The sequence below is a fragment of the Streptomyces sp. NPDC006332 genome (genome assembly GCF_040612855.1).
In the GTDB taxonomy this organism is placed as follows: domain Bacteria; phylum Actinomycetota; class Actinomycetes; order Streptomycetales; family Streptomycetaceae; genus Streptomyces.
This window is the reverse complement of the sequence record NZ_JBEXRA010000043.1, coordinates 50,591-71,736: the sequence shown is the minus strand read 5'-3', so window position 1 is coordinate 71,736 and position 21,146 is coordinate 50,591. Positions and strand designations below refer to the sequence as shown.

20 protein-coding genes and 1 pseudogene are annotated in these 21,146 nt (G+C 71.9%); 12 read left to right on the top strand and 9 right to left on the bottom strand.

The window, feature by feature from the left end:
- Positions 1 to 68: 68 nt before the first annotated feature.
- Complete coding sequence (locus ABZ027_RS31220; protein ID WP_356774115.1) at positions 69 to 431, top strand: DUF1304 domain-containing protein; 363 nt, start codon at positions 69 to 71, stop codon at positions 429 to 431.
- Complete coding sequence (locus ABZ027_RS31215) at positions 428 to 991, top strand: TetR/AcrR family transcriptional regulator (RefSeq protein WP_356774113.1); 564 nt, start codon at positions 428 to 430, stop codon at positions 989 to 991. Before ABZ027_RS31220 ends, ABZ027_RS31215 begins: the two co-directional genes overlap by 4 nt.
- 15 nt (positions 992 to 1,006) lie before the next feature.
- On the opposite strand, the gene ABZ027_RS31210 is transcribed toward ABZ027_RS31215, so the two are convergent.
- Entirely contained in the window at positions 1,007 to 1,972 is a 966-nt protein-coding gene (locus ABZ027_RS31210; RefSeq protein ID WP_356774111.1) for a helix-turn-helix domain-containing protein, read from the bottom strand.
- A gap of 71 nt (positions 1,973 to 2,043) precedes the next feature.
- Here ABZ027_RS31210 and ABZ027_RS31205 point away from each other — a divergent pair, with 71 nt between their 5' ends.
- Positions 2,044 to 2,994, top strand: a complete 951-nt coding sequence (locus ABZ027_RS31205; RefSeq protein WP_356774109.1) for an NADP-dependent oxidoreductase — start codon at positions 2,044 to 2,046, stop codon at positions 2,992 to 2,994.
- A gap of 44 nt (positions 2,995 to 3,038) precedes the next feature.
- On the opposite strand, the gene ABZ027_RS31200 is transcribed toward ABZ027_RS31205, so the two are convergent.
- A complete protein-coding gene (locus ABZ027_RS31200; protein WP_356774107.1) occupies positions 3,039 to 4,145 on the bottom strand; it encodes an NAD(P)-dependent alcohol dehydrogenase in 1,107 nt (368 codons plus the stop codon).
- A gap of 25 nt (positions 4,146 to 4,170) precedes the next feature.
- Positions 4,171 to 5,625, bottom strand: a complete 1,455-nt coding sequence (locus ABZ027_RS31195) for an aldehyde dehydrogenase family protein (protein WP_356774105.1) — start codon at positions 5,623 to 5,625, stop codon at positions 4,171 to 4,173.
- A 103-nt stretch (positions 5,626 to 5,728) separates the two neighbouring features.
- On the opposite strand from ABZ027_RS31195, the gene ABZ027_RS31190 reads away from it, so the two are divergent.
- Together ABZ027_RS31190 and ABZ027_RS31185 are read left to right on the top strand one after the other, a co-directional pair.
- Positions 5,729 to 6,166: a MarR family transcriptional regulator gene (locus ABZ027_RS31190; protein WP_356774103.1), complete on the top strand. Its 438-nt coding sequence runs from the start codon at positions 5,729 to 5,731 to the stop codon at positions 6,164 to 6,166.
- A 156-nt stretch (positions 6,167 to 6,322) separates the two neighbouring features.
- Complete coding sequence (locus tag ABZ027_RS31185) at positions 6,323 to 6,703, top strand: anti-sigma factor antagonist (RefSeq protein ID WP_356774101.1); 381 nt, start codon at positions 6,323 to 6,325, stop codon at positions 6,701 to 6,703.
- Positions 6,704 to 6,742: 39 nt separating this feature from the next.
- Here ABZ027_RS31185 and ABZ027_RS31180 read toward each other — a convergent pair whose 3' ends face one another.
- Together ABZ027_RS31180 and ABZ027_RS31175 are read right to left on the bottom strand one after the other, a co-directional pair.
- Entirely contained in the window at positions 6,743 to 7,696 is a 954-nt protein-coding gene (locus tag ABZ027_RS31180) for a ribose-phosphate diphosphokinase (protein ID WP_356774099.1), read from the bottom strand.
- A gap of 164 nt (positions 7,697 to 7,860) precedes the next feature.
- Positions 7,861 to 9,052: pseudogene (locus tag ABZ027_RS31175) on the bottom strand (cytochrome P450).
- Positions 9,053 to 9,195: 143 nt separating this feature from the next.
- Between ABZ027_RS31175 and ABZ027_RS31170 the strand changes: the two are divergent.
- Positions 9,196 to 9,858 carry a DUF4230 domain-containing protein gene (locus tag ABZ027_RS31170; RefSeq protein WP_356774097.1) on the top strand — a complete coding sequence of 221 codons (663 nt, stop codon included), beginning with the start codon at positions 9,196 to 9,198 and terminating at the stop codon, positions 9,856 to 9,858.
- A gap of 185 nt (positions 9,859 to 10,043) precedes the next feature.
- Entirely contained in the window at positions 10,044 to 10,622 is a 579-nt protein-coding gene (locus ABZ027_RS31165; RefSeq protein ID WP_356774095.1) for a VanZ family protein, read from the top strand.
- 40 nt (positions 10,623 to 10,662) lie between these two features.
- On the opposite strand, the gene ABZ027_RS31160 is transcribed toward ABZ027_RS31165, so the two are convergent.
- Positions 10,663 to 10,899 carry a hypothetical protein gene (locus ABZ027_RS31160; protein WP_356774093.1) on the bottom strand — a complete coding sequence of 79 codons (237 nt, stop codon included), beginning with the start codon at positions 10,897 to 10,899 and terminating at the stop codon, positions 10,663 to 10,665.
- Positions 10,900 to 11,047: 148 nt separating this feature from the next.
- Between ABZ027_RS31160 and ABZ027_RS31155 the strand changes: the two genes are divergently transcribed.
- From ABZ027_RS31155 to ABZ027_RS31140, 4 genes are all read left to right on the top strand, one after another.
- Positions 11,048 to 12,088 carry a PHP domain-containing protein gene (locus ABZ027_RS31155; RefSeq protein ID WP_356774091.1) on the top strand — a complete coding sequence of 347 codons (1,041 nt, stop codon included), beginning with the start codon at positions 11,048 to 11,050 and terminating at the stop codon, positions 12,086 to 12,088.
- A 50-nt stretch (positions 12,089 to 12,138) separates the two neighbouring features.
- The gene (locus tag ABZ027_RS31150) at positions 12,139 to 12,795 is read left to right on the top strand and encodes an HAD family hydrolase (protein WP_356774089.1); all 657 of its coding nucleotides are present in this window, start codon (positions 12,139 to 12,141) and stop codon (positions 12,793 to 12,795) included.
- Between the two features lie 48 nt (positions 12,796 to 12,843).
- On the top strand, positions 12,844 to 14,157 hold the full coding sequence (locus tag ABZ027_RS31145) for an aromatic acid exporter family protein (RefSeq protein WP_356774087.1): 1,314 nt from the start codon (positions 12,844 to 12,846) through the stop codon (positions 14,155 to 14,157).
- 310 nt (positions 14,158 to 14,467) lie between these two features.
- Entirely contained in the window at positions 14,468 to 15,436 is a 969-nt protein-coding gene (locus tag ABZ027_RS31140) for an SDR family NAD(P)-dependent oxidoreductase (RefSeq protein WP_356774085.1), read from the top strand.
- Positions 15,437 to 15,542: 106 nt separating this feature from the next.
- On the opposite strand, the gene ABZ027_RS31135 is transcribed toward ABZ027_RS31140, so the two are convergent.
- The gene (locus tag ABZ027_RS31135; RefSeq protein ID WP_356774083.1) at positions 15,543 to 16,211 is read right to left on the bottom strand and encodes a M15 family metallopeptidase; all 669 of its coding nucleotides are present in this window, start codon (positions 16,209 to 16,211) and stop codon (positions 15,543 to 15,545) included.
- Between the two features lie 109 nt (positions 16,212 to 16,320).
- On the opposite strand from ABZ027_RS31135, the gene ABZ027_RS31130 reads away from it, so the two are divergent.
- Positions 16,321 to 17,349, top strand: coding sequence for an SDR family oxidoreductase (locus ABZ027_RS31130; RefSeq protein ID WP_356774081.1), 1,029 nt, complete (start codon positions 16,321 to 16,323; stop codon positions 17,347 to 17,349).
- Positions 17,350 to 17,428: 79 nt separating this feature from the next.
- Here ABZ027_RS31130 and ABZ027_RS31125 read toward each other — a convergent pair whose 3' ends face one another.
- Both ABZ027_RS31125 and ABZ027_RS31120 read right to left on the bottom strand, forming a co-directional pair.
- A complete protein-coding gene (locus ABZ027_RS31125; RefSeq protein ID WP_356774079.1) occupies positions 17,429 to 17,656 on the bottom strand; it encodes a hypothetical protein in 228 nt (75 codons plus the stop codon).
- A gap of 178 nt (positions 17,657 to 17,834) precedes the next feature.
- Entirely contained in the window at positions 17,835 to 21,002 is a 3,168-nt protein-coding gene (locus ABZ027_RS31120) for a cytochrome P450 (RefSeq protein WP_356774078.1), read from the bottom strand.
- Positions 21,003 to 21,146 lie beyond the last annotated feature (144 nt).

The following is a 21,146-nucleotide window of genomic DNA, read 5'->3' as shown; positions in this document are numbered from 1 at the left end:
GTCCATGTATGATGGACACCTGTCCAAGAGTTTGTCGGTACGAAGTCGATATGAAGGAGTGTCCGCGCGTGGAGACGGTCGCGAATGTGCTGGTCGGGCTGGTGGCCGCCCTGCACGCCTACATCCTGGTGCTGGAGATGTTCCTGTGGCAGAAGAAGCCGGGCAGATCGCTGCACGGCTTCGATGCCGAGATGGCCCGGGCGACCGCCCCCATGGCCGCCAACCAGGGGCTCTACAACGGATTCCTCGCCGCGGGTCTGGTGTGGGGTCTGATCGCCGCCGATCCGACCGGTTTCCGCGCCCAGGTGTTCTTCCTGTGCTGTGTCGTGGTCGCGGGTGTGTACGGCGGCGTCACGGCGAACCGTCGCATCCTGTTCGCGCAGGCTCTGCCGGGCGCACTCGCCCTGGGCGCCGTCCTGCTCGCGCGATGACCCGCGGCGGACCCGGGGACCCGCGGGCCGCGCGCACCCGTGAGCGACTGCGCCGGGCCCTCCTCGACGAGTGCGCCGAGCGCCCCCTGTCGGAGGTCGGCGTGGCCGCGCTGGTGCGGCGGGCGGGGGTCGGCCGGGCGACGTTCTACGTCCACTACGCCGACCTGGAGGCGCTGGCGGTCGACGCCTGCGCGGACGTCGTACGGGAGGCCGTCGAGGCGCTGCACGCCTGGCGCGGACGCCCCGATCCGGTGCACGCGCCGCCCGCGCTGGCGGAGTTCTTCGCCTCCCTCGCCCCGCATGCCGCGCTGTACCGGGCCCTGCTCACCCCGGGCGGCGGCGGACCGCTGGGGCGTGTCCTGAACCGGGACCTGCGGGCCTACAGCCTGCGCGAGCGCGAACTCGCGGGCGCGGCCGACGCCCCGCTGGTCGCCTCCGCCGTCGCCGCAACCTTCGCCGGAGTGCTGGCCGACTGGCTGCACGGGCACCTCGAAGCCGACGCCGCCCACATCGCCGACCAGGTGTGGCAGCTGCTGGTCGCCCTGCACGCGAGCCGGTGAGAGCCGTCCGCGACGTCAGCGGGCGACGGCGGATGCCTTGAAGGTGCGCCGGTACGTCTGCGGCGCGACCCCGATCGCGGCCCGCAGGTGCTGGCGCAGCGAGGCGGCCGTGGCGAACCCGACCTGGCCGGCGATCTGGTCCACCGACAGGTCGCTCGCCTCCAGCAGGTGACGGGCCCGGGTCACCCGCTGCTGGATCAGCCAGCGGCCCGGACTGAGGCCGACCTCGTCGTTGAAACGGCGGGCGAAGGTGCGCAGGCTCATCCGGGAGTGGGCGGCGAGGTCGGCCAGGGTGAGCGGTTCATGGAGGCGTTCCAGCGCCCACGCGCGCGTGGCGGCCGTACTGACGGCGCCGAGCTCGGGGACGGGCTGCTCGATGTACTGGGCCTGGCCGCCCTCCCGGAAGGGGGGTACCACGCAGCAGCGGGCCACCCAGTTGGCCATCTCGCCGCCGTGGTCGGTGCGGACGACGTGCAGGCAGACGTCGACGCCGGAGGCCGCGCCCGCGGAGGTGAGGATCCGGCCGTCGTGCACGAAGAGCACATCGGGGTCGAGGTCGACGTTCGGATACGTGCGCCGGAACAGGTCGGCGACATGCCAGTGCGTGGTGGCCTTCCGGCCGTCGAGGAGGCCCGCCGCGGCCAGGACGAAGGCGGCGGTGCAGATGGACACGATCCGCGCGTCCGGGCGGATCAGGGCGAGCGCGTCGGCGAGCTCGGCGGACAGCTCGGTGGGGATGTGCGAGGACGCCATGGAGGCGACCACGACCGTGTCGGCCGTCGCCAGGATCTCGGGCCCGTGCTCGACACCGATCGTGAAGTCGGCGTTGGTGCGCACGGGTTGTCCGTCGACGCTGCAGGTCAGCACCTCGTACCGGCCGCCCGCCGCGCCGAAGATCCGGCTGGGGATGCCCAGTTCGAAGGGATACACACCGTCCAGGGCCAGCACCACGACCCGTTCCACCCGCTGTTCGCCACTCATGGCACGATCCTATCGAAGGTTGGCAATCGTGCCATTCCCTTGGGTGGGGCCTCTCCGGCAGGCTGGTGCGCATGAGCAGTGAGAACACGATGCGAGCCATCAGTCAGGACGTCCTCGGCGGTCCCGAGGTGCTGAAGGAAATGGAGCTGGCGCGTCCGCAGCCACGTGCGAATGAGGTACTGGTGCGGGTGCGCGCCGCCGGGGTCAACCCGACCGACTGGAAGCACCGGGCGTTCGGTGCCTTCCTCGGCCAGCCGCCCTTCGTGCTCGGCTGGGACGTGTCCGGTGTGGTCGAGGCGGTCGGCGTCGGCGTGGCCACGTTCCGGCCCGGCGACGAGGTCTTCGGCATGCTGCCGTACCCGTACGGCCACGGCTCGCACGCCGAGTACGTCATCGCCCCGGTGCGTGCCCTCACCCACAAGCCGTCCGTGATCGACCACACCCAGGCCGCCGCGCTGCCGCTGGTCTCCCTGACGGCGTGGCAGGCCCTGGTCGAGAACGCGGACCTCCAGCCGGGGCAGCGGGTGCTGATCCACGCCGCGGCCGGCGGTGTCGGGCACGTCGCCGCGCAGATCGCCAAGGCGCGGGGCGCGTATGTGATCGGTACCGCGAGCGCGGGCAAGCACGACTTCCTGCGCGGGATCGGCGTGGACGAGGCGATCGACTACCGGGAGACGGACTTCGTCGACGCGGTGAAGGACGTCGACGTCGTGCTGGACACACTGGGCGACGAGACCTCGGTGCGCTCGCTGCGCGTCCTGCGGCCGGGCGGGATCGTGGTGTCGATCCTGCCGGTCGGATCGGAGGAGTTCCTCGAGGAGGCCGAGCGGCTCGGCGTACGGGCGCTCAGGATGCTCGTGGACGCCGACCGGGCCGGGATGAGGGCGATCGCGGACCTCGTCGAGCAGGGCAGGCTGAGGCCCACGATCGCCGGCACCTTCCCGCTGGCCGATGCCGCCGAGGCGCACGCGCTGGGCGAGACCGGCCGGACCACGGGGAAGCTGGTCCTCACGGTCGACTGAGCCGGTTTCCGGTCGGTCGCGTCAAAACGTGGGCAACGGCCGTTTCAGAACGTGAGCACCGGCTTGATCGCCTTGCCCGCGCCCATGTCGCGCACCGCCTGGTCGATGTCCGCGAACGGATACGTGCTGATCAGGCGGTGCAGCGGGAGCCGCCCCTCCTTCACCAGCCGGACCAGGGCGGGGATGAACGTCTGTGTCTCGGCGTCACCGAGGGTCAGTCCCACGACCTGCTTGCCGCCGAGCATCCCGTTGACGTCCAGGGCGACCTCGGTGCCGAACGGCGGGGCGCCGACGACGACCAGGGTGCCGCGGGCGGCGAGCGCGTCGACCCCCTGGCGCAGCACGCCGACGTTGCCGGTGGTCTCCACCACGCCGTCCGCGCCCTGACCGCCGGTGATCTCCGCGAGCGCCTCACCGAGGTCCCTCTCACCCGCGATGACGGTGTGGGTGGCGCCCAGCTCCTTGGCGAGTTGCAGGCGTTCGGCCACCCGGTCGACGGCGACGACGGTGGTGGCGGGGCTGAGGGCGGCCGCCATGACCGCCGACAGTCCGACGGCTCCGGCGCCGAGGACCACGATGGTGCTGCCGGTGACCGGCTTCAGCACGTTCCAGACGGCGCCGACACCCGTCTGCACTCCGCAGCCCAGCGGCGCGATCGACTCCAGCGGTACCTCCGGGTCGACCTTGACGAGGCTGCGCTCGTCGACCAACGCCCGTTCGGCGAACGAGGACTGGCCGAAGAAGTGACCGCCGAGCGGCACCCCGTCGCGGCTGATGGTGCTGGTGCCGTCGGCGCGCCGGCCGCCGATGAGGTTCAGCGGCAGCCAGCCGGCACAGTACGCGGGGTGGCCGCCCCGGCAGTTGCGGCAGTCGCCGCAGGAGGTGAAGGACAGCACGACATGATCGCCGGGGGCGACGCCGGTGACGGCGGACCCGACCGCCTCGACGACGCCCGCGCCCTCGTGCCCGAGAACTCCGGGGAGGGGGAAGGGCAGGCCGCCGCTCGCCACACCGAGGTCGGTGTGGCACAGGCCGGTGGCGACCATCCGGACGACCGCCTCGTGCGCGCCGGGCTCGTCGAGCTCGACGTCGCTGAGGGTGAAGGGTGCCCCGCCGGACTCGACGACGGCGGCGCGGGTGGTGAGGGACATCGCAGGAACTCCTTGGAGAGCGCGCTCAGTCGAGCGAGACGACGACGGACTTGACCTTGGTGTAGGCGGCGAACGCCTCGGGCCCGTACTCGCGGCCGAAGCCGGAGTCCTTGACCCCGCCGAACGGCACCGCGGGGTCGAGCATCGCCCAGTCGTTGATCCACACGATGCCCGCCTGGAGCCGTTCGGCGACCCGGTGGGCACGGGCGAGGTTGCCGGTCTGGACGCCGGAGGCCAGCCCGTACGGCGTGGAGTTGGCGAGGGTGACGGCCTCCTCCTCGGAGTCGAAGGGCTGCACGGTCAGGACCGGGCCGAAGATCTCCTCCTGCACCACCCGGGAGTCGTTGGGGAGGTCCGCGATCACGGTGGGCTTGTAGTAGTAGCCGCCGTCCAGGTCGAGACGCTCACCGCCGCAGACCACGCGGCCGCCCTCCTTGCGGGCCAGGGCGACGTACTCCTCGACCTTCCTCAGGTGCTTCTCCCCCGCCATCGGCCCGACGACGGTCTCGGCCCGGCGCGGGTCGCCGACCGGTACACCGGGGACGGCCTCGGCGAGGATGCCGAGGAGAGTGCTGTACACCGGGCGCGCCACCAGCAGCCTGGGGCCGCCCATGCAGAACTGGCCGGTGTTGAAGACGAAGCCCTTGATGACGGCGCCGACCGCCTTCTCCAGGTCGGCGTCCTCGAAGACCACGTGGGCCGCGTTGCCGCCGAGTTCCATGGTGACGGGCTTGAGGGCCTGCCCGGCGACGCTCGCGGCGTGCCGGCCCACGGCGGTGGAGCCGGTGAAGGCGATCTTGTCGACGCCGCTGTGCCGCAGCAGCGCCTCCCCGACCACCGGACCGGCGCCGGTGACGATGTTGACCACACCGTCCGGGACCCCCGCCTTCTGGAAGAGGCGGGCCATGTAGAGGGCACTGAGCGGGGTCTCGTCGGCTGGTTTGTGCACGACCGTGTTCCCGGCCGCCAGCGCCGGGGCGATCTTGGATCCGGCAAGGATCAGCGGGAAGTTGAAGGGCGTGATCGCGGCGACCACGCCGATCGGCTCACGCCGGGTGTAGGCGAGGGCGTTCATGGGGGTGTCACGGTTCGAGCCGTGCAGCGAGTGGGCGAGGGCGGCGAAGTGCTCGTAGTCGTTGGCCGCGTTCGTCACGTCGACGGCGTGGCACAGCGTGATCGGCTTGCCCACGTCGAGGCTCTCCAGGTACGCGATGTCGTCGGCGTTCTCCCGGATCAGGTCGGCGACACGATGCAGGATCCGGCCCCGCTCGCGGCCGCTCAGCCCTGACCAGGCACCCCCGTCGAAGGCCTCACGGGCGGCGCGTACGGCGTCGTCCACATCGGCCGCGCCCGCCTCCGCGACGGTCGTGACGACCGCGCCCCGGGACGGGTCGACCACCTCGGTGCGCGCTCCGTCCGCGGCCTCGCGCCACTGGCCCCCGATGAACAGCCGGCCGGGTTCGATCTCGAAGGTGGTCATCGCCACTCCTCAGCCTCATTGCCAAGATTTCAACAAACAGGATTCCTGTTGGTTCGCAGTCTCTTTACAGACAGGTTTCCTGTCAATGCTCTAGGGTGAACTCATGCTCGACTCCCAGGCGACCAAGGCGACCCCGTCGCTCCTCTACATGGTGAAACAGGTGGAGCTCGTCGCGCGCTCCCGGCTGGACGAGCTGGTCAAGCCGTCGGGGATCACCGCTCTCCAGTACACCGCGCTCACGGTCCTGGAGCGACACGACGGACTGTCCGCCGCGCAACTGGCCCGCGACTCGTTCGTGACCGCCCAGTCGACCGCCGATCTCGTACGATCCCTGGAGAACCGCGGGCTGGTGCACCGGGAGCGCAATCCCCGCAACCGTCGCGAGCTGCTGATCCTGCTGACCGACGCGGGCCGCGAGCTGCTCGCGCACCACGCGGGTCTCGTCCGGGAGCTGGAGGAGCGGATGGTGCGGGACCTCACACGGCACCAGACCCAGCAGTTCCGGGAGGCGCTCACCAAGGCCTGGCAGGCCCTGTCGTAAGTCGTTGGTCGCAATTCGATAGTCGTCGGTCGCAATTCGATGACATATGTCAATCGAACATGCTCAAATTTGCTCCATCGAGGGTAACTTGCAGAGCGGGCAAGGGGTTTGGGATCTTCCCTGCCGCCCTGGGAGCCGGTTGGAGGCGATGGAGTCGTGCAGCAGGAACCCGCACCGCTCGCACGGCATCTGCGCATCCACCAGGACCGGGGACACACGGTGCTGGAGTTACACGGAGAGATCGACATCGCCGCGGCCATGGAGATCATCCCGCATCTGGACCATGTGACGGGACGGCCCGACACCCGTCTGGTGATCGACCTCAGCGGCGTGGAGTTCTTCGACTGCTCCGGGCTGCGACTGCTCTACCGCGCCCGGGCGCGGGTGCGGGACGGGGGCGGACGGTTACTCCTGGTGTGCACGCATCCGCTCACCCTGCGCGTCCTGCGGGTCACCGGGCTGGCCCGGCTGCTCCCACCGATGCCGACGCTGGACGCGGCCCTGGAACAGCCGGAGGCCACGTCCGGCTGGGTGTGACCGCGAGCCTCTTCGCGTACCGCCCTCGCGGCGCGCCGGCTACTCGGTCGGTGGCGCGTCGAACAGGGCGCTGACGGACTCGCCGTTGTGGATCCGGCGTACGGCCTCGGCGAGCGCCGGGGCGACGGTGAGGATGCGCAGCTTCTCGGTGCGCTCCTCCTCGGGGACCGGCACGGTGTTGGTGCACACGATCTCCAGGACGTCGGGCTGCTCCCCGATCCGCTTCAGCGCTCCGGCCGCGAACAGCCCGTGCGTGCAGGCCACCCGGATCGAGCGCGGTCCCAACTCCCGCAGCCGGTCGAGGAGTTCCAGCACCGTGCTGCCCTTGGCGATCTCGTCGTCCAGCACGATGACGTCCCGCCCGGCGACCTCGCCGATGACGGAGCTGATGCTGACGCGGTCGTCCGCGAACCGCTGTTTGGCGCCGGCCGCCACCTGCGCGCCGATCATCCGGGCGAACGCGGCGGCCTCCTTGGCGTTGCCGAGGTCCGGCGAGACGACGGTGGTGCGGGACAGGTCGTACTGCCGGAAGTGGGCGGCGAGCTCGCGCAGCGCGTGCAGGTGGTCCACCGGGACCGAGAAGAAGCCGTGCACCTGCGGCGAGTGCAGGGTCATCGCCAGGACCCGGCTGGCGCCCGCGGACACCAGCAGATCGGCGACCAGCCGCCCGCCGAGGGAGATGCGGGGCTCGTCCTTCTTGTCGGAGCGGGCGTAGGAGTAGTGCGGCATCACGACACTGATCCGGCCGGCCGAGGCCCCGCGCGCCGCGTCGCACATCAGCAGCAGCTCCACCAGATGCTCCTGGACCGGCTTGACCAGCGGCTGGATGAGGAAGACATCCCGTTCCCGGCAGTTGGCCTGGAGCTGTATCTCCAGACAGTCATTGGCGAACCGGCTGACCCGGGTGGGGCTGAGCGGCACGCCGAGATGCGCGCAGACCTCCTGGGCCAGCTCGGGATGGGCGCTCCCGCTGAACACGGCGATATCTCGCACGATCCGCTCCTAGCATGATCATTTCCGATTGCAGGGGTCATGCTACGGGCCGGGCGAATTCCGGTCGCGGACCGTCCACGGGCGCACGGCGTGATGGGGGCGCGCGCGTGCCGTCGTGTTCTCGTGCCGTGGAGCCTTCGGGACTTCGAGCCTCGAAGGGACGCTCACCAGGACACCGGCAGTCGTCGGGGACCGCGCGTCATCTGGCCCTCCCGCCACTCGATGGTGTCGGGCGTGAACTCGGCGCGCAGGCGGGGTAAGCGGACGGCCAGCCGGTGCAGGGCCATACCGAGTTCCAGGCGGGCGAGCCAGGCGCCGAGGCAGTGGTGCGGGCCGGCGCCGAAGGCCACGCTGGGCGGGTTCAGCGGTGCGAACAGGTCGGGCGGGCCGGGCGGGAAGACGTCCGGGTCCCGGTTGGCCGAGTTGAGCTGGACCGCGACCACACTGCCCGCCGGGATCGTCACTCCGCCGATCTCGACGTCGGTGAGGGCCCGGCGGATCAGACCGGGCAGCACCCTGCCCTCGCTGAGCGGGACGGTCCGCAGCAGCTGTTCGACCGCCGTCGCGGCCGCCTCCTCGCTCTCGGCCAGCCCCGGCCAGGCATCCTTCGCGTCGGTGAGGAGGTGGACGACGATGTTGCCGAGTGCGGTCATGGTCGTCTCGTGGCCGGCCACGACCAGCCCCAGCACCAGCATGACCAGGTGCCGTTCCTCGATCCTGACCCCGTCGCCCGCCGCCACCAGCGCGCTCACCAGGTCGTCGCCCGGTTCCTTGCGGCGCTCGGCGACCAGGTCGGCGGCGAAGACCCCGAACTCCCGCATCGCGCGGCCGACTTCCTCGGCGGTGTGCGCGCCGCCGGACAGGGCGTGGTCGGCCCAGGAGCGGATGCGTTCCCAGTCCGCGTGGCCGAGACCCATCAGCCGGGAGATGACCGAGACCGGCAGCGGACGCGTGAACCCCTCGATGATGTCGGCGGGGCGGGGGCCGCTCGGCGAACTCGTCGAGGAGGGCTTCCACCACCGAGGCCACCCAGGGCCGCCAGCGGGCGACGGCACGGGGGGTGAACGCCCGCTGGACCGTGCCGCGCAGCCTCTGGTGGGCGGGCCCGTCCTGGTTGATGAGCCCGTCCGGGGAGTCCAGCAGGTTCGGTACGACAAGCAGTGGCGGCGCGTCGTCGGCGTGCAGGGACCGCCGGTCGAAGCGGGGGTCCATGAGTACCTGACGCGCTTCGGCGTACCGGGTCACGAGCCAGACCGGGGTGCCGGTGGCGAGGGAGGTCGGCCGGGGCGGACCGGACTCGGGGAAGGTCACGCGGTGCATGGGACAAAGGGGGTGGGAGGTGTGGTCTGCGCTCATCCGGGTCTCCAGATGCGCTGGTAGGGAGGTTTTCTTCACGCTAGTGCGCCCCTTTGCTGCCGTCAGCGGTGCCAATCGGCCAACGAGTCGGTCTGCCAAGGCTTTTGAGGGGAATGCGAACGGCAGGAAGGAGGGCCGTCGCCATGACGACTCCCATCAGGCGCATGTCCGGGCGCATGCCCGGCTGGGCGAAGGCGGTGAGCGCCGTGGTACTGGTGCTCGTCGTGTTCTTCGCGGGGATCCGGCTGAGCGTGCTGCCGGGCCTCAAGGACCTGTTCGGCACCGAGACCCACGACCGGACCGGCCCCACACTGCTGCAGTCCATCCAGGACATCAGCCGTTACGACGCCGCCTCCGGCAATTTCCAGGTCGTCGTGGATCTGGAGAAGGACACCAAGTACCTGCCCGACGCGATTCGCGGCTCCCGCACCCTGTACGTCGGGGCGGGCTCCGTCGACGCCTACGTCGACCTCGGCAAGGTCGGCAAGAACGACGTGACGGTCAACGCCGACCGTACGTCCGCCACTCTGCGACTGCCGCACGCCCGACTCGGCAAGGCAGCGCTGGACGCCGACCGCTCCTACGCCGTCTCCAAGCAGCGCGGTCTGCTCGACCGCCTCGGCGACTTCTTCTCGGACAACCCCAACGGCGAGCAGGCCGTGCAGAAGCTCGCCGTAAGGCACATCACCGACGCCGCGAAGGAGAGTGAGCTGACGAGGCGTGCCGAGACCAACACCACCACCATGCTGAAGGGCCTGCTGGGCTCCCTCGGCTTCAAGGAGGTGAAGGTCACCTACGGCACCTGATCGGCCGTTGTGGATCCCCCCGCGGGGCGCGGGCACCGGACAGGACGGTGCCCGCGCGAACCGGCCCCACGAGCAGTGCCACACCGTCCGGAACCCGCCTCCGGGCAGGGGCGGGGAGGCGAATCGTCGGGCCGTTCGCGGGTAACCGCTTTACGACACCGGGAACTTGAAACCTGGAGGATTGGATGGCCTGGGCAGCCTCACGAACGCGAGCAGTGTTGCGCACCCGCACCTCCAAGACCGAGCGCCCTCCGCAGAAGACGAGCCGGAACGGGAGTTCCACCCAGAGATCGAGCCAGGAGCGGCGTCCCCTGCCGTGGCCGCTGCGTCTGCTGGCGGTGCTCTGCGCGTTCGCCTTCATGGTGGCGTTCGCCGTCGTCCTGGCGCGGCTGACCCTGGAGCCCTCCCCCGCGTCGGTGGAGCTGACGCACACCAACGTCCATCCGGGCCGTTCCCTGCGGGCCTATCTGGATCAGCCGGAACTGCGGGACGCCGTCAAGCAGATCGGCGGCAACCTGCTGCTGGGCGTCCCGTTCGGCATCCTGGTGCCGGTCCTGGCTCCGCGCACCCGCGGAATCCTGCGCATCCTGCTGCTGACCGCGATCGTGATGCTCATGGTCGAGTTCGCCCAGGGCGCGTTGATCACGGGGCGGGCCTTCGACATCGACGACGTCATCCTCAACACCACCGGAGCACTCGTCGGCTACCTCCTGCTGGGGCGGCGGATGAGCCGCGCGGTGCACGCGCGCAAGCCGAAGGGGTGAGGGGGGCAACCAGGAGTGGGCGGGGGGCCGGCCCGGTCGATCAGTGCCGGTGCCAGGTGAACTTGTCCCCGCCCACCCAGCGGACCACCGCCGGGTCGTCCAGGTCGTGGACCGTGATGCCGAACGCCGCGGCGGCCTCCAGAACGTCGGTGACGGTCTTCGCCTCGCCGACCACCTCGCCGTCGATCTCCACGATCCGGAACGGCGGCGTGCCCGGCTGCACCCCGAGCACCAGGATCCGTGGGTTGGCCATGTACGGGCTCGCGCTTTCGGTCATGAATAGAGCGTAGATCGCATCCCGCGGGAGGGAGAGGCGTACGTCACCCGACCAGCGGGCCGGGGACCACCGCCGACCCCGCGAGGTCGCTGCCCGGCTCGTCGTGCGCTCCCCGGGCAGCTGGGGAACTCTGGAGGTGGAGGTGGCGATGGACCCCGTCGAGGCTCTGGACCGGATCGCCTTTCTGCTGGAGCGGTCCCTCGCGCCCACCTACCGTGTGCGCGCCTTCCGTACGGCGTCCCGGGTGCTGTCCCCGCTGTCCGACGCGGAGGTCCGCGAGCGGGCGGACGCCGGGACCCTGGAGGCCCTGAAGGGGGTCGGTCCGAAGACGGCGCAGGTGGTGCGCGAGGCGCTGGAGGGGCGGGTGCCCGGCTATCTGGAGAAGCTGGAGGGCGAGGCCGCCGGGGCGCCGCCGACGACGGGCGGACAGGAGCTGCGGGCCCTGCTGCGCGGGGACTGCCATCTGCACTCGGACTGGTCCGACGGCGGCAGCCCGATCGACGAGATGGGCCGAACGGCGGCGGAGCTCGGCCATGAGTGGGCCGCCCTGACCGACCACTCACCGCGGCTGACCGTGGCACGCGGACTGTCACCCGAGCGACTGCGCCGCCAGCTGGAGGTGGTGGCGGAGCTGAACGAGACGTGGGCGCCGTTCCGGCTGCTGACCGGCATCGAGTGCGACATCCTCGACGACGGTTCACTCGACCAGGAACCCGAACTGCTCGATCAGCTGGACGTCGTGGTGGTGTCCGTGCACTCCAAGCTGCGGATGGACGCCCGCTCGATGACCCGGCGCATGGTGGCCGCCGTACGCGATCCGCACGCGAACGTCCTCGGGCACTGCACCGGACGGCTGGTGACGGGACGAGGGCGGCCAGAGTCGGAGTTCGACGCCGAAGAGGTGTTCGCGGCGTGCGCCGAGTCCGGTACGGCGGTGGAGATCAACAGCCGCCCCGAACGCCTCGATCCGCCACGGCGACTGCTGCGGGCCGCCGTGCGGGCGGGGGTGCTGTTCTCGATCGACACCGACGCGCACGCGCCCGGCCAGCTGGATTGGCAGATCCACGGCTGCGCCCGCGCCGAGGAGTGCGGGGTGCCCGCCGGGCGTGTGGTGACGACCTGGTCGCTGCCTCAGCTGCTGGCCTGGACCCGGCAGGGCCGCGTTCCGGACCGCGTGGCGAGCGGCTGACGTGGTACTCGGCGCGCTGACCTGGCGATGCGGGACGAAAGGACGGGCATATGGGACGGGCCGCGGTGTTCGACGTCGACGGGACCCTCGTCGACACCAACCACCTCCACGTCGTGACCTGGTGGGAGGCCTTCCGACAGGCCGGGCACCGGGTGCCGACGCACGCCATCCACCGGGCGATCGGGCTCGGCTCCACCGACCTGATCGCCCACCTCCTCGGCGACGACCGGGACCCGGACCAGGACGCGGAACTGAGCGCCGCCCACAAGGCGCTGTACGGGCAGTACTTCGACCGGCTGCCCGCCTTCCAGGACGCCGGGCGGCTGCTGCGGCGGCTCGACCGGGACGGCTGGACGGTGGTGCTCGCCACCTCGGCGGGCGGTGCCGAGCTGTCCGCGCTGCGTCGCGCGATCGACGCGGACGAGGCGATCACGGACACGGCGAGCGCCGACGACGTCGACCAGGGCAAGCCCGCGCCCGAGCCCGTGGAACACGCCCTGGAACTGGCCGGTGTCCCTCCCGAGCAGGCGGTCTTCGTCGGCGACACAGTCTGGGACATGCGTGCCGGCAGCCGGGCCGGGGTGCGCTGCGTCGGCGTCCTGTGCGGCGGCATCCCGCGGGCCGACCTGGAGGGGGCCGGGGCGACCGAGATCTACGACGATCCCGCGGACCTGCTGGCCTCCTTGGCGGACAGCCCACTGGCATGAGCTGCTCAATCGAGGTGAGGGGCTCCTCGACGCGGATACCCAGCGTGCATGACGCGTGTGAAAGATGGGGTACGACTGTACGGCGGCTGGGCGGCCGCCGCTTTGCGGCGGGATGCCCTTGCCGTCGGCCGGGCCGGCCGGGCCGTCTGGCGCGGTCCCGGCCGGGAGCGCGACCTGGTCGTGCAGTCGTTGAAGGCGGCCGCGGCGGCACTGATCGCCTGGTTCGTGGCGAGTGTCTGGCTGGGCGACCCGATGGCGTTGATGGCGCCCTGGGTGGCGTTGGTGCTGGTACAGGCCACCGTCTTCAGCTCGCTGCGGCAGGCCGCACAGCAGTGGGTGGCGCTGTGCGCCGGAACCCTGCTGGCGTCGGCCGCCCAGGCCCTCACCGGCAACACGCTGGGTGCGCTGGCCCTGTCCGTACCGGTGCTGATGCTGCTGGCGAACTGGTCCCGCTTCGGTGACCAGGGGATCTACGGCGCGACCACCGCCGTCTTCACCCTCGCCTCGGGGACCGTCTCGGCGTCGGCGGTCGGGCACCGCGTCGGACAGGCCCTGCTGGGCGCGGTGATCGGGGTGCTGATCAACGCTCTCGTCCTGCCGCCCATCCATTTGCGGGACGTGCGCGAGAACCTCGCGGGACTCGCCCGGGAGACGGGCGACGTCCTGCACGCCATCGGCGCGGATCTGCGTGAGGGCGAGTGGGACGCGCAGACCGCGGCCCACTGGTCGAGCGCCGCTGCCCGGCTGGAGCGGTGCCTGGACGCGCTGCGGTCGGCCCGCGCCTGGAGCCGCGAGAGCCTGCGGCTGACCGCCGGCCCGCTGCGTGCCGTTCGCAGGCCCCCGCAGCCGGTGCCGTCCGAGGACGAGGACGAACGCTGGAGCCGGGTCACCGGCCACGTCAGGGCGCTGACCCGGACCCTGGGCGTCGCGGCCGACGACCGCCGCGCGCCCTCCGTGCCCGACGGCGCGGCACTGCGCTCGTACGGCCGTCTACTGGAGCTCATCGGGGACGCGTGCCGTGCGGAGGGCTTGCGGCTGCTCAATGCGCGGGAGGACACGCGACCGGAGGCCGGCGTCGAGGACTCGATGCGGGACCTGCACGAACGGCTGCAGCACGGTCTGCGGGAGCAGGCCGCGGAGGGAGCCACCAGGACGGCGGTCCTGGGAACCCTGTTGCTGCAGGCCGAGAACCTCTGGACCGAGACCGTTCAGGACACCGGGGCCGCTCAGGACGACGAGACCCTTCGGGGCACCGGGGCCGCTCCTGAGGACGGGGCCGCTCCGGACGACGGTGTGCCGGCGGACACCGACACCGAGGCCGTCACGGACGCCGAGACCGTTCCGGGTGCGCGCGAGCGGTGACACGGATCACCCCGTTTCGCGGCAGATCGCGGAACACCCAGGTGTGGTTGCCCGTTGAACAGACCGTGGGTGCGGATGGGACAGTGTCCCCGGGCCTCACCTTTTGCCCACAGGGACGATCGTTCGGCTGAAGCCCTGTGGAGCGTTTCGCCGAGAGGCGACCGCCATCCGCGCCCACGACAGACCAGCCCCGACCGTGATTCCCCCGTCCGGTCGGGGCTTCCCTCTGTCCGGACACCGCCGCCACCGTGCCGGACCGTGCTTGCTGCCGCTTGACTTCGAGCGCGCTCCAGTCCGTAGCGTCTTGGACATGAGCACCGCACGCACCGCACAGCACAAGATCGGCTCGGGGTTCGGCGCCCACAGCACCGCCGACGACGTCCTGGCCGGCATCGACCTGACCGGACAAATCGCGCTCGTCACCGGTGGCTACTCGGGCCTGGGCCTGGAGACCACCCGCGCCCTGCGCGCGGCCGGCGCCCGGGTCGTCGTCCCGGCCCGCCGTCCCGCCGTCGCCCGGGAAGCGCTGGCCGGGATCGACGGGGTCGAGGTCGACGAACTGGACCTCGGGGACCTGGACAGCGTCCGCGCCTTCGCCGAACGGTTCCTCGCCTCGGGCCGCACACTCGAGATCGTCATCGACAACGCCGGGATCATGGCCTGTCCCGAGACCCGGGTGGGGCCCGGCTGGGAGGCGCAGTTCGCCACCAACCACCTGGGCCACTTCGCCCTCGTCAACCGGCTGTGGCCGGCCATCGAGCCCGGCGGTGCCCGCGTGGTGTCGGTGTCCTCGCGCGGCCATCACTTCTCCGGCATCCGCTGGGACGACGTCGACTGGCGGGACGGCTACGACAAGTGGCAGGCGTACGGGCAGGCGAAGACCGCGAACGTCCTGTTCGCCGTGCACCTCGACCGGCTCGCCCGGGATCGCGGCGTACAGGCCTTCGCACTGCACCCCGGCGGCATCCTCACTCCGCTCCAGCGGCACCTGCCCCGGGAGGAGATGGTGGCCAACGGCTGGATCGACGAGGACGGCACCCCGATCCCGCAGCAGGGCATGAAGACACCCGAGCAGGGCGCGGCCACCCAGGTCTGGGCGGCCACCTCACCCCGGCTGGCCGGTCTGGGCGGCGTCTACCTGGAGGACTGCGACATCGCCGAGCCCGCGCCTGCCGACGGCGAGCGCACCGGCGTCAAGGACTACGCGACCGACCCCGAACAGGCCGCCCGCCTGTGGGACCTGTCGGTGGAGCGGACGGGGGTGAACGCGTTCGCCTGAGCCGGAGGAATGCGCTCGGCATGTGTACCGGGGTCCAGGCCGTAGCGTCGACGGTGCTGGTCACAGTGCTCGTGGGCGCCCTGTAGGGACGACCCCGGGCCTCACTTCAGGGCATGTCCTCGGGCGCGGGCAGTTCGCTCGGCCCGTAGAGCGCGGCGGGCGCGCCGGTCGCCAGGGCCCAGTACCGGTCTCCGTACGACCAGTGCCACCACTCGGTGGGGTAGTTGACCAGGCCGGCCGCGCCCAGGGCGGCTCCCAGCACGGCCCGGTTGGCCCGTGCCTCGTCGGAGATGTTCGTGGCAGCGGTGTAGCAGGCGCCCTCGCTCTGCTCCGGGGACGCGTTCATGGGGGTGCCGAGGTCGAGTTCGAGGCCGTCGGCGTGTGCCAGCGTCAGGTCCACGGCAGCGCCCGCGGAGTGCGGGGCGATCTCGGGCGGGGACACATAGCGACTGGCAGCCGTGCGGATGCGGTCGGCCGACCACTGCGGGTGTTCGGCGCGCAGGTCGTCGGCGTACCGCTCGAAGTAGACCCGCTGCAGGGCCGGGGGCCGGTATCCCTCGACGAAGAGCAGTCGCAGGCCCTTCGGCAGCAGGGCCTCGGCCCGCAGCAGCCGGTCGAGGACGCCCTGCCGCAGGTGGACCTCGGCGCCGTGGGAGTCCTGGTGCTTACGGTCGTCGACGCGAAGGGAGCCCCGTACGTCGACCAGCGCTTCGCCGCACTCCCGGACCGGAACGGCGGCGACCCTGGCGTCGGACATCAGGATGATCTCACTCATGGGGTGATCATCACCTGGGCGGGCGTGCGGCCGGAAGTCGCGTGTATCGCTTTCGGCTGGGTACTCGGGGCGCTCCCCCGCCGCCCCACCGGCCGTAAGGAGCCCACAGGTGAGTACGTCAACGGGCAGCAGGATCGTCGTCACGGGCGCCACCGGGAACGTCGGCACCAGTGTGGTGCGCCTTCTCGCCGAGGATCCGGAGATCGGGTCCGTGCGGGGACTGGCCCGCAGGATCCCGGACTGGTCCCCGCCGAAGACGGAGTGGTCGGCGGTCGACCTCGCGTCGGACCAGTCCGATCTGGTGAAGGAATTCGAGGGTGCGGCCGCCGTCGTCCATCTGGCCTGGGCGTTCCAGCCCACCCACGACCCGGCGGTGACCTGGCGCACCAATGTGCTCGGCTCGATCCGGGTGTTCGAGGCGGTGGCCGCGGCAGGCGTGCCGACGTTGGTGCACGCGTCGTCGGTCGGCGCGTACTCCCCGGGGCCGAAGGCGCACGCGGTGGACGAGTCGTGGCCCACGCACGGCTGGCCGGATGCCGCGTACTGCCGGGAGAAGGCCTACCTGGAGCGTGCCCTGGACACGTTCGAGCGCGACCACCCCGACGTCCGGGTGGTCCGTATGCGCCCGGCCTTCCTGTTCAAGCGGGAGTCGGCGAGCGAGCAGCGCCGCATCTTCGGCGGGCGTTTTTTGCCGGGTCCGCTGGCGCGGCCCGAGCTGCTGCCGTTCCTGCCGGACATCCCCGGCCTGCGGGTGCAGGCGCTGCACAGCGACGACGCGGCGCAGGCGTACCGTCTCGCGTTGCGCTCCGACGTGCACGGCGCCTTCAACCTGGCCGGCGAGCCGCCCGTCGACGCGGAACTGCTCGGGGAGATGCTCGGCGCCCGTCCGGTCCGGCTGCCGCGCACCGCGGCCCGCTCGGCGGTCGCCGCCGCGTGGGGGCTGCGTCTGCTGCCGGCCTCTCCCCATCTCTTCGACGCGGTGCTGAGGCTTCCGCTGATGGACTGCACCCGCGCCCGTACGGAACTGGGCTGGCGCCCGGACCACACGGCGACGGAGGTGCTGGAGGAGTTCCTGCACGGTGTGCAGCAGGGCGCGGGGGCGCGGACGGAGCCGATGCAGGGCCACAAGGTCGGCTGACGTCGGCCCGCGGCGGTGCGGGCACGCGGTCAGGGCACCTCGCGGGCCGCCCGACGGTCAGGAACCGTCGGACGGCAGGTCAGGCGGTGGGTTCGTCCGGTACCGGGTGCTCGGGATCTTCGGCGCCCGGCTGCGGGGCGCCCCGCCTGCCCGTTCCCGACTCGTCGGTGTCGGGGACGTCGGCGGCCGCCTCGTCGGAGTCGTCGGCCTCGGTAGTGTCGATGGTGTCGCCCCGCGCGCTGCCGGCGCCCACCTCCCAGGGGTCCTCGCCGTCGTGCGCCTGCTGGTCCGGCAAGTCACGCGGCACGGGCTCACCGTTCTCACCAGGTCCTTCGCTGCGATGCTCGTCCACGACGCACTCCCTTCGTGGGTTTCGGGCTTCGTGAGTTTCGGGGCGACACGCGAGTACCTCCGAGCCGATCAGCGAAACGTGAGCCTGGCGCCGCCCCGTCCGGGCCGGGAGCGGTCGCCAGGGTGTCCCGCGGTCAGCCGGCCGCGTACACGTCCTCGACGTATCGGCCCTCCCGCACCAGCTCGTCGAGCCACCGCTGGGCGGACGACTCGTCGGCGTCCGGTGTGCGCTCGCGGTACAGGGTGCGGAACGCGTCCCGCACGCCCGGCGCCATGCGCGAACCGTCGCCGCAGACGTAGACCCGGGCGCCCGCGTCGAGCAGCTCCCAGACCTCGTCGGCCTCGGCCGTGACACGGTGCTGCACGAAGGTGACTCCGGCCTCGGGCGCGGCACTGAAGGCGGGGCGCAGCCGTACCGCACCGGCGGTCTCGGCGGCGCGCAGTTCGTCGGCGTGCAGGAAGTCGGCCTCGGGGGCGTCGCAGCCGAAGTAGCACAGAGCGGGCGGGAGTTGCTCGCCCCGGCCCAGGGCGGCGACCCGGTCGGCGACGGCTCCGCGGAAGGGGGCCAGACCGGTGCCGGCCGAGATCATGACGACCGGTCGGGTGTGGTCGACACGGAACGCCTCCCGGCAGGGCTGGACACGGGCCAGGACGGTGTCCCCGGGCTGCACGCCGACGAGATGGCCGGAGCCGACGCCCCGGTAGGTGCCCTTGTCGGAGCGGGCGGGTGCCTCCAGGAGGGAGACCATCAGGTCGACGTGCCCGGGGGCGGCCGCCGGGGACGAGGACACCGAGTAGTGGCGCGGGCGCAGCGGCGCGAGGAGGTCGAGCAGGGCGGGCCAGTCGAGGGTGGAGCGCAGGGCGGGGTAGGCCTCGAAGAGTTCCACCAGCGTGCGCGGGTCGTCCACCAGGGCGGCCAGTTGCGCTCGCTCCGGCGGGCAGGGGTTGGCGGCGGCCAGCGCGGACAGCTGCTCGACCGTCGGGCGCTGCTGCAACTCAACGTGATGGGTGAACAGTTGACGTACCGTCACCGGGCGGTCGACGGCGAGTCCGTCGCGGCGCGGGCGGGTGGCGCGGATGTCCAGCACGACGTCGAGGTCGACACCGAAGGCGTCCGCGGCCCGCTCGACGAGGGTCTTGTCGTTGGTGGGCAGGACGGTGACGTGGTCGGCGGTGCGGTAGGTGGTGCCGGCCGGGAGGGCGAGCCGGACGAACCGCTTGAGGCGGGGGTGGCCGGGCGCGGTGAGGTCGTACGCCTCCGTCACGGTCATCGGGGCCAGGTCGTACCGCTCGGCCAGGGCGTCCAGCGGACCGCCGGCCAGGGCCCGCACCTCGTACCCGGCAGTCGGCTCCGGTTCGGCGGCGCCCTGGGAGTCCGGGTCGCCGTACACCTCGAGAAGCGCGGTGCGCAGCCCGGCGGTGAAGGCGCGGACGGTGCCGGTGAGGTCGCCGGAGGCGTCCGCGGCCGCGCGCTCCAGGAGGCGGGTGGCGCCGAGGCCCGCGAGGCGTTCGTCGATGCGGGTCGGGACGTGCTGGTAGGTCGCGGCCCAGTTGCGGTCGCCGACTCCGAGGACGGCGTAGCGGATGCCGGTCGCGTCGGCGAGTTCGTCGAGGTGGGCGGCGAACTCGCGGGCGTCGTCCGTGGGTTGGCCGTTGTAGGAGGCCGCGGCGATCACGACCGGGCGGTCCGTGGGGAGGTGCCCGGCGTACGCGTCCAGGGGCGCGACCTCCGTCTCGCAGCCCAGTTCGGCGGCCTCGTCGGCGAGTTGGGCGGCGAAGTCGCGGCAGGTGCCGTAGTTGCTGCCGTGCAGGAAGAGGGCCCGGGTGCCGGCGCGGACCCGGGCCGGGAGACCGGTCTCGACGGAGGTGTTGTCGGCGGTGGCCGGGACCGCTCCCGGCAGGGGCGGGTGGGCGCGGTCGGCGGTGGTGCGCGGGGTCAGGGTGAGGGTGAGGCCGTCCGGCTTGAGGGTGAGGGTCTCCTTGACGGTGAGCCGGTAGTCGGCGTGGTCGTTCAGCCGGTAGCGGTGCACCAGCATGGCGAGCAGCATGGTGGCCTCGTGCAGGGCGAACTGCCGCCCGATGCAGGCGCGTTCGCCGGTGCCGAAGGGCTTGAAAGCGTGCGGTGAGCGGGCGGCCTCCGCTTCGGCGGTGAAGCGGGAGGGGTCGAACAGCTCGGGGTTGTCGCCCCACACCGGCTGCCGGTGCAGCATCGGCGCGACCACGGTGAGGGCCTGTCCGGCGCGCAGCGGGATGCGCCCGCCGAGCAGGGTGTCCTCGCGGGCCTGCCGGGTGAAGGCGGCGGCGGTCGGCCACAGCCGCAGGGCCTCGTTGAGGACCTGGCGGGTGTAGGTGAGCCGCCCGACCTCGTCGAAGGTCGGCTCGGGGTCGGCGGTGTCGCCCCACAGCTGGTCCACCTCGCGCTGGACGAGCTGGAGCACGGCCGGGTGCTTGGCCAGGTAGTACATCGCGAAGGACATCGCGCCGGAGGTGGTCTCGTGCCCGGCGATCAGGAAGGTGATGACCTGGTTGCGGATGTTGGTGGTGTCGAGGGTGGTGCCGTCGGCGGAGTGCGTGGCGGTGAGCATGAGTCCGAGGAGGTCGTCGGCACCGGTCTCACCGGAGGCCACCCGGGCGCTGATCACGTCGTCGACGACCTGCGCCAGGTACCCGGCGTCCGCTCGGAACGCCTCGTCGGCGGCCGCGTAGTCGCCCCCGGGGGTGCGGGCCAGGCGGGTCATCGCCCACTCCAGGCAGCGCACCATCGACTCGACGAAGGGGTGCGGCTCGTCCCGGTCGAAGGAGCCGAAGTCGTAGCCGAACCCGGCGAGCCCGATGGTGTCGAGGGTCATCCGGGTCATGTCGTCGGGGATGTTCACGGGCTGACCGGTGCGGGCGGCCCGGTCCCAGGAGCCGATCAGGCGCTGGGCGACGCGCAGCATCACCGGGTGGTAGGTGCGCATCGAGCCGAGCGCGAAGGCGGGCATGAGGATGTCGTGGGCCTTGGCCCAGTTGGGTTCGTCGTTGTACGCGGTGAACAGTCCGTCGGCGGCGAACTCGCGGACGTTCTCCAGCGCGGGGCCGACCGCCTTGGCGAACCGGGTCTCGTCGGCGAGTTCGGTGACCAGGTCGAGGTCGGCGACGAAGGTGACGTCCCGCCCGTGCAGCCGCCGTACGAGCACGGGACCGTGTTCCCGCATCAGCTCCATCGCCTGCTGGAGAGGTGTCCGGCCGGGGCCGGTGGCGGAGATGTCGACGAGGGGAACGCCGGGGAGGGACGACGCGGTCTGCGCGGTGGGGGGCATGGCGCGGCAACTGCCTTTCGCGGTACGGGAGTACTGCGATCCAGGTTGATCCACCGGGCCCACCGGTCCGTACCGACCGCCTACATGATTGTGTAGTACATGCAGGCGGGTCCCCCTTGCGCCGGGCGGCCCGCCGTGGCAGGG